Raw genomic sequence first — 14969 nt, 5'->3', positions numbered from 1 at the left:
GTACTGAATTTATAATTAAGGTCTATTTTTAAAGAGGAGATTGATTTATGGAAGTTTCCATCGAGGACATTAACAGCAGTGACGTCGAAGTGTTGCATGAGTGGGAAATGGATGAAAAATTACAAGTTCAAACAGGTGTGGATGTCCCGCGTACATATGAACAATTTTTAAAAGCGTATGAAGCCTACTTCAATGGTGAAAAACCGAATCTATTTATGAAAGCTGTGGTTCTGGATGGTCGCTTAATTGGTAAGTTAGAATTGTTCCGGACCCCAGAAAGAAATTTTATCGGAATGGTCATCGCAGAAAAGAGGAATTGTGGTGTAGGAACGGAGGCGCTTCAATTATTCTTGGAAGAGATTTATATTCTTTTTGGTATGGATAACGTTTTTGCAGAAGTGTACGAGGATAACCAAGGGAGCCTGCGTTTTTTTGAAAAGAACGGATTTGTACCCACAGGGGAAGTCACAGAAGAATGGTTCAGAGGTAAAATAAGGCCATTGGTTACATTGAAAAAAGAGCTTAAATAAAGCCTGTCCATCACGGCAATGATGGGCAGGCATTTTTATTTGATCGTGATTCTTTTTTTATGTTTGTGTGAAAGAGCGGCTGCTTCGTTGACAGCGGTCAACTGAAGGGCATCTTCTTTCTTAATGGTCGGTTTCTCTTGATGGAGGATGTCGTCCACCCATTGTTGCAGAGGGGAATGGATTGCCGTTGGGAGGTCAGGATACGTCCATTCAGTCATTCCATGGGTGCTGCTTTTAATTCGCGTTTCATTTCCCTCAACCAAAAGTGTCCCGTCCGTCCCGTAAATCTCGAGCTGAAAAGGGCTTCCCATTGAGACAAAACTCGCTTCCAACACCGCAAGAATACCAGATTCATACTCTACGGTGGCGGCAGAGTGGTCATCTACACCTCGCCCCATGAGCGAATGCAGACGGGCAGATACGGCCGTAGGTTTTCCGGCAAGGCGGTTCGCCAAATAAATCGGGTGGGCACCGAGGTCGATCAACGTCCCGCCTCCGCAATGGTCCTTGTCAAAAAAGCGTTCAGGAAGCCACCCATTCGGATGGTCTTCATTTGGTACGGCTCCATTATGTGCAACACGGCAACGGATCATATTTACGGTCCCGAGCACCCCGTCATCTATAATCTTTTGGGCATATAGATAATATCGAGAAGTCAATCTAGGTAAAGAAATCATAAATTTAACGCCGGCATTCTCCAAACTAGAGAAAACTTCTTCATCGTCCTTTCTACTGAAAGAGAGGACTTTTTCTGTAAAAATATGCTTTCCGTGATTGGCAGCTGCCATGATGATTTCCTTATGAAGTTTTGTTGGACTTGTGACAATGACACCATCAATTTCAGGGTCTGAAAGCACGCGTTCGAGTTGATCATCGAAAGGTACCTCGAGTTCCTCGGCCCACACTTGGCCCCGCTCCACATCTTCATCCCAAACTTTCGAGATGCTAATATTGGGGTTTTCAGAAGCTTCTCTTGCATAATCCACGGCATGTACGTGCCACTTGCTTAATAAAGCTACACGAATCATCGGTCCAACTCCTTACTGGTTATCATTAATTGTAATCAGTGCCTGCTTGAGATCATTGAAGGTCTCCAGTTCCTCAAAATTCATTTCAGACTGGATCGCCGCAATGGCCATCTCTGTACGAATTCCGGTCAGCACCGTTCTTGTTCCCAGCAGTTTAATGGTTTTTGTTAAGTTGAACAAGTCATTAATGAAAACTTCATCAAACGTAGCGATCCCTGAAAAATCAATGAATAAAAGCCGTAATCCATGCTCTTTGACTTTATGTAACGTGTGATCTTTCACCACATCGAAACGTTCCGTGGAAAATTCCCCAACCAATGGAAGAACAGCTTGAAATTCATCGATGAGGACGACGGGGGTAGAGACAGCATTCAAATGCTTCTCCATTTCTTCATGTTCTCTTTCTTTGGTTTTGTTATAACTGTCTGTCGTCGCTCGAATAGCTGCGTCAAATGCTGTGACTACTTCTTCTGCTACAACGAAGCCTTCTTCTATATCGGCCTCTTGAATCAAGTTCGAACTCCGCATATGCTTCATGAGAGAAAGACGGAAGACGCTCAACACATCCACGGTCTGTTTCAAAAGAACTCCTTTAGAATAGAGGTAATTTTCGGTGTCATAGCCGATGGCAGCTGCATTTGTTTCATCTGGGGGCTGCAAGAGGCTTTTAGCTACGCGGTCAAGAAGTAGACGAAGCATTTCAAAATGATAATTCAGATCTTGATCTGTATAGTTGATTTGCAGCTTGTCCAAGGTTTTCGGGAGTAATTCGTTTACTAATGCGGTTTGGTTATCATTAAAATATTGGGCTAAACGTTCATTTAATCGATCCATATCGTTCTCCTTCCATTAACGTTAGTTTTTCTTATACCCCATTTTATCCTAGTATAACGATTATTGGGAGATTTTCATCAGAATTTTCCGTGGATAAAGAAATGAAAAGGTACCAGGTTCCAATTAACGCCTATCATGTACCTGGTACCAAACCAGTTGAATGTAGTGAATGTTGTACCAGGTACAGTAGGATAGAATCAACGTACCTGGTACCCCAAAGGATAGGAAGCATGTCAGATTTAGAAAAGATATTGCTTGTTAAGCGTCTGTACTCATTCCTAGGACAGCCACATATTGATTATCAAAGAAGGGGACAAAGTCATTGCCCTTCCACGTAAGCGGGGTTTGAACCAATCCTAATCCATCCGCATTATACTGGCCGATAATTCGTTGAAAAGCGAACAATTCATAAACCCCATCTCCGTCAAAATCGATGGGGTAAAGGGTGTTCAAACCAGATACGGATCCCTGTAACGGTGCTTTTAATGTTCCGTTCTCATTATAAATTTCTGATAGATACTCAGAGTCCCTGTTGCTGAGGTCGATGAGAAAAGAAAGACCGAGCGTTTTGTTTAGAACTTCAACTTTATACTGATTTTGATAATTAACTTCATATTCATAAGCTTCATCGAACGTTTCATAGTCAAAAAGGACCTGTGGTTGGTTGTTTATAAATGAAAACAAATAGTAGTATCCAAAACCGCCGCTCCCACCAGAATCCATGCTAATCAAGATGTCATCTACGCCGTCACCTGTGAAATCCCCAAGAAAAAGGCGCGGTTGATATCCCATGTTCGTTTTTAAGGGGACACTATAGAAAAGGTTCGTTTGTCCATCCTGAATGACCAGCGTAATGTTCGTGATATACGGACTATCCGGTGTTTTTTCTCCGACTAGAAAAACTTGGTCTTCGATGAAGTCCCCATTCACATCCCCTTTGGCATAGGAGAGGATGTTCGAAGTTGCTGAGGGCTGTTGCTGCCTGTAGAAATAGGGATACGTGTACATGAAAAAAGCCACCTTTTTTCAATACTTTATGCAGAATGGGCGAGGTGTGACAGTACTGTACCTTAAAAAAAAGAGCCGTATAAAACGGCTCTTGGTATATTAAAGACGGCTGAAGCCTTCTTGCTCCAGGAAGTTAACGGCTTCTTCATAGGAATTGAACGTACCTTCCAACTGTTCTTCAGCGTACACATGAAAACCATCTTCTTCACGCATAAGAACAAGCGACTGATCGTTGTCGTTCAGCCATTCCTCCATCACTGGATTTTTCTCGGCAGGGGAGAGGGACAAAGATTCGATCGCCTCCCGGATTAACGTGCGGAGTTCATCGGCGCTCATCTCCTTAATATTGACCATCCCTTTGTCGTCCGTAGCATAGTCATCCATTTCACCTGCATAAACAAATCCGTTGCCATTCGGGTGGAGCCGGTAAACAACAACTTTTTTATCATACACGCTTTCTTCATAATGGAAATTCACTCTTCCAAGGGAGATCTCTTTCTTTTCAAGTTCAGGAAATTCTTCAATGATGTTCAGTTTTTCTTCAAATGTAAGCATAAGTTCCTCCTGAGGTATTTTTGTAGCCCTAGTATAGCACAAGAAGACGAATGAACGTCTTGGTTTGCTATTCAGGAAGAATCATGGTATATTAAATGAGCGATGAGCTGTTTGTGTAAGACGAAGTACATGCTTTTTATAAAAGCTAAACGACGAATGTGGTCGTCGGTATATTCGCGACAAAAGTCGAAAGCCTTTCCTCACTGGAGGAAAGGCTTTTTTTGATGGAAATTATTTTTTTCCGAAATTCATACGAGCATATCGTCCACGTACCATTTGGTAGATACCATATAAAATCAATCCAATGGCGGCAATACCTAGTAAGACTTGTCCGTAAGGCTGCTGGGCAATTTCAGAAAGTGCTCCGTCCAGACCTTTGGCTTCATCAGGATTTGCGGACAAGGCGGTTTGAATGAAAAAGAATCCGATGAGGGCAAGTACAATTCCTCTTGCTGATAATCCGAATTTACCTGATTTTTCTGCCACATTCCTTTTATGGCGGTCCATTTCCGCTGTATTCATCTTTTTCATAAAGCGTCCTGTACTACCTTGATAAATTTCATAAATACCATATCCTATGACAATAGCTCCAACAATCCCGACAAGCCATTGGCCAAAAGGCTGAGACAAGAGTTTAGCTGAAAGCGTCTGTTCTGAATTTCCACTGCCGGAACCAGCATTGAGGGCAAATTTAATTGCATTAAAAGCCAGGGAACCATAAATAATGGCACCTACAATGTAACCAAGTCGAGTAATCAACCCTTTCCCATCTGTTCCTTCATTGTTGGGGTCCATGATGGCTTTTATCGCGAGCCAGGAGATATATCCGATCAAACCGATGCCAATAATCCAAAGTAATATTTCTCCAAAAGCGACGCCGGCAAGAGAGCGGAACATCCCTGTCGTTCCGGTTGTTTTCCCGCCGACTCCAAGAGCGGCCATCAGGGTCAATACTCCGATAAGAGCATAAACAATCCCCTTGGCCATGAAACCGGTCCTTCCGAATCTCCGCACCCATGGTTTGATTTCTTCGCTTGCTTCTGATCGCTTGTTTTTGTTTGTTGTTATCGTAGAAGCCATAGTATCCCTCTCATTTCGCTAGAATAGTTTTTAATGTATTTCCCACATTTGTAGAAAAAGAAACTTTCCGTAAAAAAAGAAATGGTATAATGCAAGGGAAAGAAAGGTGACGGATCATGTATTTAACAGTTAAAGAAACAGTAGAATTCCTTGAGCTTCCTGAAGACTATGTCCGGCAGTTGATCTTGAATCATAAAATTAAGACCATTTATGATGGGCGGCAGTATCTGATCAATAAAAATCAATTCCACAACCATCTGGAACAGATGGAAAACTACCGGAAAATGATTCAGGAATACCTGAGCGAACCTCTCCCGGAGGATCCGGATGTTAAAGATGAAGATTAGTGAAATGAAATAAAAGAAGCAGAGCCATTTCAGCTCTGCTTCTTTTAGAAGAATGTGGACAGAAAAACATTATGATTTTCGAATATTATGAATATAGACTTAATCTCGCGTAGCAATGGCTTCTATTTCCACTTTTGCACCTTTAGGAAGTTTGCTGACTTCTACAGCTGCGCGAGCAGGATAAGGCTCACTCAAATAACTTGCATACACATCATTGACTACAGCAAAATCATCCATCGAGTCTAAGTAGATGTTCATTTTCGCAACATTATTGAAAGAGAGGTCTACCTCTTCAAGTATCGCACGAATGTTTTTCATCACTCTGTGTGTTTGTTCTTTAATATCGTTAGAGACAAATTCCATCGTCTCCGGATCCAGAGGGATTTGCCCAGAAATAAAAATGATATGTCCAAGGTCTGTGGCCTGAGAATATGGACCAATCGCACTTGGTGCTTGATTCGTTGAAACAGCTTTAAACATGACTGCCACTCCTTTATGTAGGTTTTCATTCATCCTATCACGATTTTTGTGATAGAGAAATAGAATCATTACCCGGGAAATATCGACAATATATCTAAAGAACCACCGTAGAACAACTAGAAAATGACAAGAAAGACTTATTTCGAAATATTTTTGTCCGATATAATACTTATATAGCGTAGTTAAATAATCAGAAGAATTATTATGTTTTAAAGTTATTTTAAAATAGTAGTTTAGATTCGTTTATTTAGGGTAAGGTACGAGTGAAGGAGATGAAATTATGCCTTATAAAGTACGGTTAGAACAACAAATAGAAGAATTAAGAACGCGCATGTATGAAATCTATAACAATAACCCTACGGATGATGAACTATTGAGAATTTCACAAGAGCTAGATGACCTATTGAATCGTTTTAGTGAACAAAGAAAATACCAATGTTCCAATTAAATTAGATTAAAAGTACATAGGGCCATGTGTGCTTGAATCCCTACAGCCACTATGGTATCTTAATATCAATGCCACCCTAGCAATCGAAACGACTGCGGGAAACTTAACCATTTCTATAGGGTGGCAGGTTACATAACAATCATGGACCTCCTGCGAGTTGCGCAGGAGGTTTTTTATGTTTAATTTTCGGTTTCAGACTTATAAAAGACTGTAGAGAAATAACAATAGTGAATACTCTTGGAATCGCTTTATTTTTAAGAAAAAAAAGATAAAAATATAAATATTCAGAAAATGGGTTGTGATTCGACAAAATCAGCGCTAGAATACTTCTTACATTCAAATTTGAAAGGAGGCTCAGCGATGATCACATTTATCGCATCTATCGTTTTACTTGTCGTCGGATATCTTTTTTATGCAAAGGTGGTTGAACGAATTTTCGGGATTAATGATCAAAAAAATACACCTGCATATGAAAAGAACGATGGTTTTGACTATGTGCCGATGAGCTGGTGGAAAGCGAGTCTTATCCAGCTATTAAATATCGCTGGGCTTGGACCTATATTCGGAGCAGTGATGGGAGCTTTATACGGCCCCGTGGCATTTATCTGGATCGTTGTTGGTTCTATTTTCGCAGGAGCTGTTCATGATTACTTCTCAGGGATGCTTTCCCTTCGTCATGACGGCGCCCAATACCCGACACTTGTAGGGAAATACCTAGGCCGTCCGGCCCGCTCGGTGATCAATCTTTTATCTATTGGCCTTATGATCTTAGTAGCTGCAGCCTTTACTGCAGGACCGGCTCAATTGATGGCAGAAATCACCCCACTAGGATTTTTTACATCTGTTTTAATCATATTTGCATATTTTCTCATTGCGACACTTCTACCCATCAACAAAATTATTGGTAAAGTGTACCCGATATTTGGGGCAATTTTAATTTTTATGGCTGTATCAATTGGGGTAGGGATGTTTTTCTTTGATCATCCAATTCCAAATTTAACAGTCAGCAATCTTCATCCAGATGAACTACCGATCTGGCCAATGCTGATGGTGACGATCTCATGCGGAGCTATCTCTGGGTTTCACAGTACCCAAAGCCCGATCCTTGCTCGAACGTTGAAAAAAGAGAGTGAAGGAAGAAAAGTGTTCTATGGTGCCATGATCGCAGAAGGAATTATCGCCTTAATTTGGGCAGCTGCCGGTATGACATTCTTCGGTAACACAGGAGGTCTTCAAACGGCACTAGCAGAGGGAGGACCAGCAGGAGTCATTAATGAAATCAGTAGTACCACACTTGGTACGCTAGGTGGAATTCTTGCCGTTCTTGGTGTCATTATCCTGCCAATCACTACGGGAGATACAGCGTTGCGATCTTCACGTATGATGCTTGTTGATTTTGCTAGTCAGGTCAGTAAAAAGAAATTCGAAGGAAAATGGACACCGCTACTATTTGCAATTCCGGTTACGATTCCAACGTTCCTGTTAACACAAATGGATTACAGCTTTCTCTGGAGATATGTAGGTTGGTCCAACCAAGTTGTAGCAACAGTTATGCTTTGGACAGGAGCTATGTACTTGTTGAAGAATAACAAGTTTCACTGGATCTGCAGTGTTCCCGCCCTGTTCATGACAGCTGTAGTAAGCTCTTATATTTTCTACGCTCCTGAAGGGTTTGGTTTGGAGTATTCCACGTCCATGATCTTAGGGTCCATCATCTGGCTTGTTGTGGTAACATGGTTCGTATGGCAAGTGATCAAACAGAAAGTGAGAAAAGAAGATACGGTCATCACCTCAAAAGCAGGATAATAAAAAGTCGCTTAGCCCCAAGGCTAAGCGACTTTTTATTATTTTCCATCTTATTAAAGATAATGGCAGGATTGTGGAAGGCTCAGTTTCGAGATACCAGGGATTCGTTTGCCGTATTCAGAGTCAGGGGTGGCTGGGAAGCTACTCGCTTTCCTGTGGGGGAGCGCCGAGCTTCCTCGGACTACGTCCTGCGGGATCTCGCCTATCTCCTTCTCCCACGGGAGTCTCGCAGCTTCCCAACCACCCCATTCGATGTAGGTGAGAAACGAACCCCTTTCCTGTGGGAGGTTGCCTTCCATTATTCTTGTGTTATAAGCATAAAGCGCACTATAACAAGCTTTTCGCATGCAATTACCATATGCATAAAAGCAGCTTATTCCGGATGTGGTTTCGAAATACTTATATGGCAAAGGGGCGGAGGGGAATGGCGAGACTCCTGCGGGACAAAAGTGCATGGTGAGACCCCACAGGACGCAGTCCGAGGAGGCTCACCGCGCTCCCGCGGAAAGCGAGTCATTCCCCGCAGCCCCCATCCATTCAACAAAAGTCTCGAAACTGAGTTTTCAAGAAAAGGGTGCGTTTATGGGATTTGGTATTTCCTTGTAATGAGCTTATTCCTAGTAACCTTATCGGTTTTTTGTGATATGATGATAAGTAACAAGAAGAAATGGAAAGGAGTCGGTTCGATGAGCAAAATTTATATTCTCCATGAGAACGATGAATGGACCGATCATTTGACGGAGCGTTTAGAAGAGCTCGATCTTCCATATGAGCTCTGGCATTTAGATCAGGGGACGCTTGATTTGACAAGCGAGCCTCCGGAAGGGATTTTTTACAACCGCATCAGTGCTTCTTCTCATACAAGGAATCACCGTTACGCACCTGAGTTTACTGAAGCTGTCCTTGCTTGGCTCGAACGCCATGATCGCACCATAGTAAATGGCAGCCGGGCTTTAAGGCTTGAAGTCAGTAAGGTCAATCAATATATGGCTTTAAACCAAGCTGGCATTCGCACACCGAAGACGATTACTGCTGTAGGAAAAGAGAATATTCTGGATGCTGCGCGGCAGTTGGAAATGGGATCGTTCATAACGAAACACAACCGTGCTGGAAAAGGGCAGGGAGTTCAGCTTTTCCATTCTACGGAAGCGTTGCGTGAATACTTGGATAGTGACTCTTTTGAGGAACCAGTTGATGGGATTACATTGATTCAACAATATATTGAAGCTCCAGAGCCTTATATTGTCCGGCATGAATTCGTAGGCGGAACGTTTGTTTATGGGGTGAAGGTCGATACGTCTGAAGGTTTTGAACTTTGCCCGGCAGACGCGTGCTCGATTGAAGATTTGTATTGCCCGACGGATGTGGAACCACAAACACCAAAAGCGAAGTTTGAAGTTCTCGAAAATTATCGACCGTCCATCGTTGATGATTACGAAAGGTTCTTACGGGAAAACAATATTGCCGTAGCTGGAATTGAAGCGATTCAGGATAAAGAAGGTCGTTTTTACACCTATGATGTGAACACGAATACAAACTACAATTCGGATGCTGAAGCAAAAGCAGGAACTTATGGGATGCTTGAGCTGGCAAAATATCTCGGAGGTCTTTTACAAAAGTCACTCGTATAACAAAAAGATCGATCACATTTATGTGATCGATCTTTTTTAGTGGCGTTTGCTTAACCAGAGAACCCCTGATTTAGCAAGACGAGGAAGGACACCTGTCATCGGTTTTTGAAGCATGTTGCCAAATCCGTCATTTTTCCCAAGAGAGCCGAGAGCACCTTTTAGCTTCACCTCAGAAGGACGTTCAGGTACGCGGTCTCTAAGTACGGCATTAAGTACATCAGCTACCTTCTCTCCTTGCTGACCGGCAAGCTGTGCACTAGGAGAGTGTTCAGAAGATGCACAATCACCTACAACATAGACATTTTGATGGGTAGGCACTTGGTAAAAATCATTGACGATGACTTTTTCCTGGTCATCTTTTTCAAAAGGAAGCTCTCTGACAAGGAAGTTTGGACGAACCCCTGCGGTCCATACAGTCACATCGTTCAAATAACAAACACCATTGTTGCATACGCCATCTTTTTCAACGTATTCAACGTTTGCCCCGTGGATGACTTCAACCTCATTATCCTTAAACCACTTCTCCACATAATCTTGAATTTTGGAATCGAAGGCTTTCAATACCGTTTCGCCACGGTCCAACAAGCGAATGTTCAAGTCCGGCCTGCTTTCCCGGACTTCTGAAGCGACCTCGATCCCACTTAGTCCAGCTCCGACAACGGTCACCTTTCCGTAGGCCCCAAGGTTGTTAATAGAAAAGCCTGCACTTCTTGCTTTAGAGAACGTCTGCACACTTTCGGTGAATTCTCGCGCTCCTTCGATGCCGTGATAGTTATCCTCACAGCCGAGACCAATTAATAAGTAATCGTAGGGAAGACTTTTTTCTCCGCCTTTTATGATGATGGTCTCGTTTTCTGTGTCGATTTTCTCCACTTCATCGAAGACATAAGTGACTTGCTCGTGCTTCGGGAAATCAACGCGAGCATGACGGTCAGACTCCGTTCCTGCTGCTATAGTGTAAAATTCAGTTTTTAATGAATGGTAAGGATTCCTGTCGACGACAGTGATATGTACATCTTCTGGGATTTGATCGAGCAACCCGTGCAAAGTGTTCATACCGCCGTAGCCGCCCCCCAAAATAACGACTTCTTTCATCTTTGTTCCACCACCTTTTCCTTAATCCCCTATTCGAAAACGCTTTCTGATTGTTACAACCTTTAGAGTACCAAAATTACTGGTGAAAAACTAGAATGATTAAGCAAATTCTCTCATCTTTCCTTATTATTCGATTCCCTCTCCCAAAATATTTAAAAGTCTAAATGTATCAATCCCTAACCAATTCTTTCACATAAGCTCCCTATTGTGGAAGACTCAGTTTCGAGATAATCGGGGTTCGTTTGCCGGAATGGGAGTCAGGGGTTGTTGGGAAGCCACTCGCTTTCCTGTGGGGGAGCGCCGAGCTTCCTCAGGCTATCGCCTTGCGGAATCTCGCCTGTCTCCTTCTCCCACGGGAGTCTCGCAGCTTCCCAACAACCCCATTCGATGTAGGTGAGAAACGAACCGCTTCGCCCAGAAGGACAGTCTTCTACTATCCCAGTGCTATACGCAGAAAGCGCTCTATATCAAGTAGATGAGATTTAAGTACCTGAGCCAGGTGCTTAAACGACTCACCTCCATCAAATCGGAAATGAGCTGTTTCCAGAAGTGATTTCGAGACACTAATATGGCAAAGGGGCGGAGGGGAATGGGGAGACTCCTACCTTAAGTGTGATGGCGCCTCGATCAGCGGCGTATGGACTGGACTGAGCTGGCGGAGATAAAGGAAACACGAAGAACGGAGTGATTCGATGTTGACTTATCGTACAGAAGCGAGGGAAGTCTCACTAGCCGCTAGGCGCCGGAACCGGATATCTAAGAGGAAAAAAGTGCTTGGTGAGACCCCGCAGAGCGAAGCTCGAGGAGGCTCAACGCGCTCCCGCGGAAAGCGAGTCATTCCCCGCAGCCCCAATCCACTCAACAAATATCTCGAAACTGAGCCTTACACAATCCTCCCATTATGTTTAATAACAGTAGGGGAGAGTTCAATTTTGAAGTGGAATCTGGTACATTGAAGGCAGAAATGGTTAGAAAGGAAACGATGATGAAAAAAATACATAGCGATCTTTTGCAATTTAGAGGCACGCATTATGATTTTGGGTTTTATCAAGGACAACTGCTGAGAGATTCGTGGACAGTGAAGAATAGAGAAAAACAATGGCGGGTGAGGAAGCCTCGTTTTATTGTAGAAGAACAGGAAGTGAAGGAAGCGATCACACGTTTCGCTCCAGGCGTATGGGATGAGCTTCTTGGCTTGAGGGATGCGCTGGAATGGCCGATGGAAAGAGTGATGATGGAGTTTGGTGGATATCGCATCGACTATAAACGGAGTGGATGTTCGATTATGACCGGTGACGGCTATTTCATTCGGAATTATGATTACATGCCGAAGACATATGAGGGACGGTATAGTCTTTTTCAACCGACCGACCAAGGGTACAGCATTATAGGACCGACGCAGCGTATTACCGGACGTATGGATGGGATGAATGAAAAAGGGCTTGTGATGGGCTATAACTTTATGCACCGCAAGCGCCCTGGAGATGGGTTTATTTGCTGTATGATTGGTCGTCTTGTGCTTGAATCTTGCGCGAACGTAACCGAAGCTGTTCAAATGCTGCGTGAGATTCCTCATCGCCATTCATTCAGTTACACCGTATTCGATAAAAGCAATGTGACGTATGTAGTGGAAGCCTCTCCACGGGGAGTGGAGGTAAGAGAGTCGGACGTTTGTACGAATCATTTTGAAATTTTAAAAAAGGAAAATCGAAATCATCTTGTGGATTCTATGAAACGCATGGATGCGATCCAATCGAATCGTAAAAATATTAAAGATGCATATGATGCCTTCCGGTTAATGAATGATACAGATCGTGGCGTATTTTCTAAGCTGTACAGCAATTGGGCCGGGACAATTCACACGTCTGGATACTTACCAAAAGAAAACAAAGCCTGGTTTGCTTTAGGTGGGGATCGAGAACCGGTGGAATTTGATTTTTCCCGATGGTTGAATGGAGACGACCTTGAAGAAGAAAAAATTGATGGGGAAGTTGATACCGATATTCCTTTTGCTCACATGGAGGATGGCGCCTATTGGAGTGGGAAGAAATGATCCCGAAGAGATGTGTGATTCGTAAGGGGGAACCAGAAGATGCGACCTATACGATGGCGATTGCTAAGGAAATATTAACCGAAGGCTATGGGTTGAAACACCTTTCTGAGTTCCATGACTCCTTGGAAAAAGAAAAAGCATGGATCAGCCGGTATGAAGAACCTGAGTTTTTTCTGGTCGCTGAGATGGACGGTGATGTTGTCGGCTTTTTAAACTTTGATCTGGGCGCTCTTTCTTCCACAAGACACCAAGGCACATTCGGTGTTAGTGTAAAAAGGGGCGTAAGGAACAAGGGAATTGGGCGGAAGCTCGTGACAACAATGATAGAACAATGCCGGCGGATCGAAAGAATTGATATTATCCGGTTGAATGTATTGGAATCCAATGCCCGAGCCATTCACCTTTATGAGTCTCTCGGTTTTCAAAAGGAAGGCTGCTTTCTAGATTACATTCGAAAAAACGGGAGAAGTGAGAACCTGATCCACATGGCACTGCATTTACATTGTTAATAGGGAGTGGTGAGGAAGATGCCTGAGAAAGTTATAGTCTCTTGGAGTGGTGGCAAGGATTCTGCCCTTGCCTTGCAAAAGGTGATGGACGATGAGAAGTACAAGGTCGAGGGTCTTTTTTCAACCGTTTCTGAACAGTCTCTGCGGTTACCTGTCCATGAAGTCAGTGAGCACCTGCTTATGAAGCAAGCCGATGCGCTTGGTCTGCCAATTAGAATCGTTCCGATCGCGGAAAAAGCGTCTAATGAGGATTACGATGAGGTCATGAAGCGGTTCTTTCAAAGCTGTAAGGACAGAGAAATCCACAAAGTGGTTTATGCTGATCTTTTTTTGGAAGATATTCGATCGTTTCGTGACGATTTATTAAAGAAGAATGAAATGGCAGGCGTCTATCCTTTATGGGCAATAGGTTCACATAAGGTGGCGGCAGAGATCATTGAAAAGGGATTTCAGGCAGTGATCACTACTGTGGATACAGAGAAGTTGGATGAAAGGGTACCTGGGGTTCTCTATGATCAGCAGTTTTTGCATACCATGTCTCCTGAAATTGACCCGTGCGGTGAAAACGGAGAGTTTCACACATTTGTATATGGTGGACCTTTATTTCATGAACCTTTAAGAATTCAGCCAGGGGGACGATTCGACACACTGGGTGGAAGATTTTCTCATGTAGAATTGAAGGAAAAGTAGACAACTCTCTTTGGAATAAGGTATAACTAAGAAAACACATGTTGGAGGTTACTATGGAAGATATTTTACAAATGAAAGATAAAAACATCGTCGTCATGGGTGTGGCGAACCAGAGAAGCCTTGCCTGGGGTGTGGCTAAATCCCTTTATCAGGCAGGAGCCAACGTTATTTTTACATATCGAAAAGAAAGAAGTTATAAAAAGCTCGAAAAGCTGCTTGCAGACGGTGGTTTAGATGCGAAAGCCATCGTTCAATGCGATGTGAACAGTGATGAAAGTATTCAGCAGGCATTTGCAGAGATCGGTGAGAAAGTCGGAGTCATTCATGGGGTCTGTCATTCCATCGCGTTTGCACATGCGGAGGATTTGAAAGGGGATTTTGTTGAAACTTCCCGTGACGGATTCGCTTTTGCGCAGGATACAAGCGCTTATTCACTTATTGCTGTAGCGAAAGCAAGTCAACCTTATATGACGGAAGGCGGATCGATGATTGCCATGAGTTATCTTGGGGCTGAACGTGTCGTCGAAGGTTACAACGTCATGGGGGTAGCGAAAGCATCCTTAGAAGCCACTGTGCGTTATTTGGCATCCGATTTAGGGAAAAATCAAATCAGAGTCAATGCCATTTCGGCTGGTGCGGTACGTACACTTGCAGCAAAAGGGGTTCCAAGCTTCAATGAAATCTTACACAAAATTGAAGAAACTGCTCCACTGAAAAAGAACGTCACTCAGGAAGAAGTCGGAGATATGACGCTGGCCATGATGAGTCATTTATCCCGAGGAGTGACAGGAGAAATTGTTTATGTAGATTCGGGTTACAATATATTAGGTTAATGGAAAAGTCCCCTAGAGCAGGGGGCTTTTTTCTTTGCTGAA

Annotated in this window: 16 protein-coding genes; 9 read left to right on the top strand and 7 right to left on the bottom strand. The window is 43.2% G+C overall.

Annotated features, from left to right (window positions below):
- Window positions 1–47: 47 nt before the first annotated feature.
- Window positions 48–530 carry a GNAT family N-acetyltransferase gene (locus tag BLS23_RS14235; RefSeq protein WP_089653434.1) on the top strand — a complete coding sequence of 161 codons (483 nt, stop codon included), beginning with the start codon at window positions 48–50 and terminating at the stop codon, window positions 528–530.
- A gap of 35 nt (window positions 531–565) precedes the next feature.
- Here the strand turns inward: BLS23_RS14235 and BLS23_RS14230 are convergent, their stop codons facing one another.
- The 5 genes from BLS23_RS14230 to BLS23_RS14210 form a co-directional block, all read right to left on the bottom strand.
- A complete protein-coding gene (locus tag BLS23_RS14230) occupies window positions 566–1558 on the bottom strand; it encodes a Gfo/Idh/MocA family protein (protein WP_089653431.1) in 993 nt (330 codons plus the stop codon).
- A 12-nt stretch (window positions 1559–1570) separates the two neighbouring features.
- On the bottom strand, window positions 1571–2392 hold the full coding sequence (locus tag BLS23_RS14225) for an STAS domain-containing protein (protein WP_089653428.1): 822 nt from the start codon (window positions 2390–2392) through the stop codon (window positions 1571–1573).
- 258 nt (window positions 2393–2650) lie between these two features.
- Window positions 2651–3400, bottom strand: coding sequence for a spore coat protein (locus tag BLS23_RS14220; RefSeq protein WP_089653424.1), 750 nt, complete (start codon window positions 3398–3400; stop codon window positions 2651–2653).
- A gap of 99 nt (window positions 3401–3499) precedes the next feature.
- On the bottom strand, window positions 3500–3955 hold the full coding sequence (locus tag BLS23_RS14215; protein WP_089653421.1) for a hypothetical protein: 456 nt from the start codon (window positions 3953–3955) through the stop codon (window positions 3500–3502).
- Window positions 3956–4186: 231 nt separating this feature from the next.
- Window positions 4187–5035 (bottom strand): DUF1206 domain-containing protein, encoded by an 849-nt coding sequence (locus BLS23_RS14210; protein WP_089653418.1) that lies wholly within the window; start codon window positions 5033–5035, stop codon window positions 4187–4189.
- Window positions 5036–5151: 116 nt separating this feature from the next.
- Here BLS23_RS14210 and BLS23_RS14205 point away from each other — a divergent pair, with 116 nt between their 5' ends.
- Complete coding sequence (locus BLS23_RS14205) at window positions 5152–5382, top strand: excisionase family DNA-binding protein (protein WP_089653416.1); 231 nt, start codon at window positions 5152–5154, stop codon at window positions 5380–5382.
- Window positions 5383–5481: 99 nt separating this feature from the next.
- Here BLS23_RS14205 and BLS23_RS14200 read toward each other — a convergent pair whose 3' ends face one another.
- Window positions 5482–5862, bottom strand: a complete 381-nt coding sequence (locus BLS23_RS14200; protein WP_089653413.1) for a RidA family protein — start codon at window positions 5860–5862, stop codon at window positions 5482–5484.
- Between the two features lie 280 nt (window positions 5863–6142).
- On the opposite strand from BLS23_RS14200, the gene BLS23_RS14195 reads away from it, so the two are divergent.
- The 3 genes from BLS23_RS14195 (at window position 6143) to BLS23_RS14180 (ending at window position 9747) form a co-directional block, all read left to right on the top strand.
- On the top strand, window positions 6143–6310 hold the full coding sequence (locus tag BLS23_RS14195; RefSeq protein ID WP_089653410.1) for an aspartyl-phosphate phosphatase Spo0E family protein: 168 nt from the start codon (window positions 6143–6145) through the stop codon (window positions 6308–6310).
- A 360-nt stretch (window positions 6311–6670) separates the two neighbouring features.
- Window positions 6671–8116, top strand: coding sequence for a carbon starvation CstA family protein (locus tag BLS23_RS14190; RefSeq protein WP_089653408.1), 1446 nt, complete (start codon window positions 6671–6673; stop codon window positions 8114–8116).
- Between the two features lie 686 nt (window positions 8117–8802).
- Window positions 8803–9747 carry an ATP-grasp domain-containing protein gene (locus BLS23_RS14180; protein WP_089653402.1) on the top strand — a complete coding sequence of 315 codons (945 nt, stop codon included), beginning with the start codon at window positions 8803–8805 and terminating at the stop codon, window positions 9745–9747.
- 36 nt (window positions 9748–9783) lie between these two features.
- Here the strand turns inward: BLS23_RS14180 and BLS23_RS14175 are convergent, their stop codons facing one another.
- Window positions 9784–10842 (bottom strand): NAD(P)/FAD-dependent oxidoreductase, encoded by a 1059-nt coding sequence (locus tag BLS23_RS14175; RefSeq protein WP_089653399.1) that lies wholly within the window; start codon window positions 10840–10842, stop codon window positions 9784–9786.
- 985 nt (window positions 10843–11827) lie between these two features.
- Here BLS23_RS14175 and BLS23_RS14170 point away from each other — a divergent pair.
- Genes BLS23_RS14170 through fabI form a run of 4 tightly spaced genes read left to right on the top strand, consistent with a single transcriptional unit; the run spans window position 11828 to window position 14927 of the window.
- On the top strand, window positions 11828–12895 hold the full coding sequence (locus BLS23_RS14170) for a C45 family autoproteolytic acyltransferase/hydrolase (RefSeq protein ID WP_089653533.1): 1068 nt from the start codon (window positions 11828–11830) through the stop codon (window positions 12893–12895).
- Entirely contained in the window at window positions 12892–13404 is a 513-nt protein-coding gene (locus BLS23_RS14165) for a GNAT family N-acetyltransferase (protein WP_143015276.1), read from the top strand. The genes BLS23_RS14170 and BLS23_RS14165 overlap by 4 nt, the downstream gene beginning before the upstream one ends.
- An 18-nt stretch (window positions 13405–13422) precedes the next feature.
- Complete coding sequence (locus tag BLS23_RS14160; RefSeq protein ID WP_089653393.1) at window positions 13423–14094, top strand: Dph6-related ATP pyrophosphatase; 672 nt, start codon at window positions 13423–13425, stop codon at window positions 14092–14094.
- A 53-nt stretch (window positions 14095–14147) separates the two neighbouring features.
- Window positions 14148–14927: an enoyl-ACP reductase FabI gene (gene fabI, locus BLS23_RS14155; protein ID WP_089653389.1), complete on the top strand. Its 780-nt coding sequence runs from the start codon at window positions 14148–14150 to the stop codon at window positions 14925–14927.
- Window positions 14928–14969 lie beyond the last annotated feature (42 nt).

The organism is Halobacillus aidingensis (genome assembly GCF_900104185.1).
Lineage (GTDB): Bacteria > Bacillota > Bacilli > Bacillales > Halobacillaceae > Halobacillus > Halobacillus aidingensis.
Note: the sequence above shows the minus strand (reverse complement) of the source record. Positions and strands in the feature narration are given on the sequence as shown.

Excerpts from the sequence above, each read along its gene's own strand:
- BLS23_RS14235 (WP_089653434.1), top strand. The coding sequence starts at position 48 with ATGGAAGTTTCCATCGAGGACATTAACAGCAGTGACGTCGAAGTGTTG.
- BLS23_RS14230 (WP_089653431.1), bottom strand. The coding sequence starts at position 1,558 with ATGATTCGTGTAGCTTTATTAAGCAAGTGGCACGTACATGCCGTGGAT.
- BLS23_RS14225 (WP_089653428.1), bottom strand. The coding sequence starts at position 2,392 with ATGGATCGATTAAATGAACGTTTAGCCCAATATTTTAATGATAACCAA.
- BLS23_RS14220 (WP_089653424.1), bottom strand. The coding sequence starts at position 3,400 with ATGTACACGTATCCCTATTTCTACAGGCAGCAACAGCCCTCAGCAACT.
- BLS23_RS14215 (WP_089653421.1), bottom strand. The coding sequence starts at position 3,955 with ATGCTTACATTTGAAGAAAAACTGAACATCATTGAAGAATTTCCTGAA.
- BLS23_RS14210 (WP_089653418.1), bottom strand. The coding sequence starts at position 5,035 with ATGGCTTCTACGATAACAACAAACAAAAACAAGCGATCAGAAGCAAGC.
- BLS23_RS14205 (WP_089653416.1), top strand. The coding sequence starts at position 5,152 with ATGTATTTAACAGTTAAAGAAACAGTAGAATTCCTTGAGCTTCCTGAA.
- BLS23_RS14200 (WP_089653413.1), bottom strand. The coding sequence starts at position 5,862 with ATGTTTAAAGCTGTTTCAACGAATCAAGCACCAAGTGCGATTGGTCCA.
- BLS23_RS14195 (WP_089653410.1), top strand. The coding sequence starts at position 6,143 with ATGCCTTATAAAGTACGGTTAGAACAACAAATAGAAGAATTAAGAACG.
- BLS23_RS14190 (WP_089653408.1), top strand. The coding sequence starts at position 6,671 with ATGATCACATTTATCGCATCTATCGTTTTACTTGTCGTCGGATATCTT.
- BLS23_RS14180 (WP_089653402.1), top strand. The coding sequence starts at position 8,803 with ATGAGCAAAATTTATATTCTCCATGAGAACGATGAATGGACCGATCAT.
- BLS23_RS14175 (WP_089653399.1), bottom strand. The coding sequence starts at position 10,842 with ATGAAAGAAGTCGTTATTTTGGGGGGCGGCTACGGCGGTATGAACACT.
- BLS23_RS14170 (WP_089653533.1), top strand. The coding sequence starts at position 11,828 with ATGAAAAAAATACATAGCGATCTTTTGCAATTTAGAGGCACGCATTAT.
- BLS23_RS14165 (WP_143015276.1), top strand. The coding sequence starts at position 12,892 with ATGATCCCGAAGAGATGTGTGATTCGTAAGGGGGAACCAGAAGATGCG.
- BLS23_RS14160 (WP_089653393.1), top strand. The coding sequence starts at position 13,423 with ATGCCTGAGAAAGTTATAGTCTCTTGGAGTGGTGGCAAGGATTCTGCC.
- fabI (WP_089653389.1), top strand. The coding sequence starts at position 14,148 with ATGGAAGATATTTTACAAATGAAAGATAAAAACATCGTCGTCATGGGT.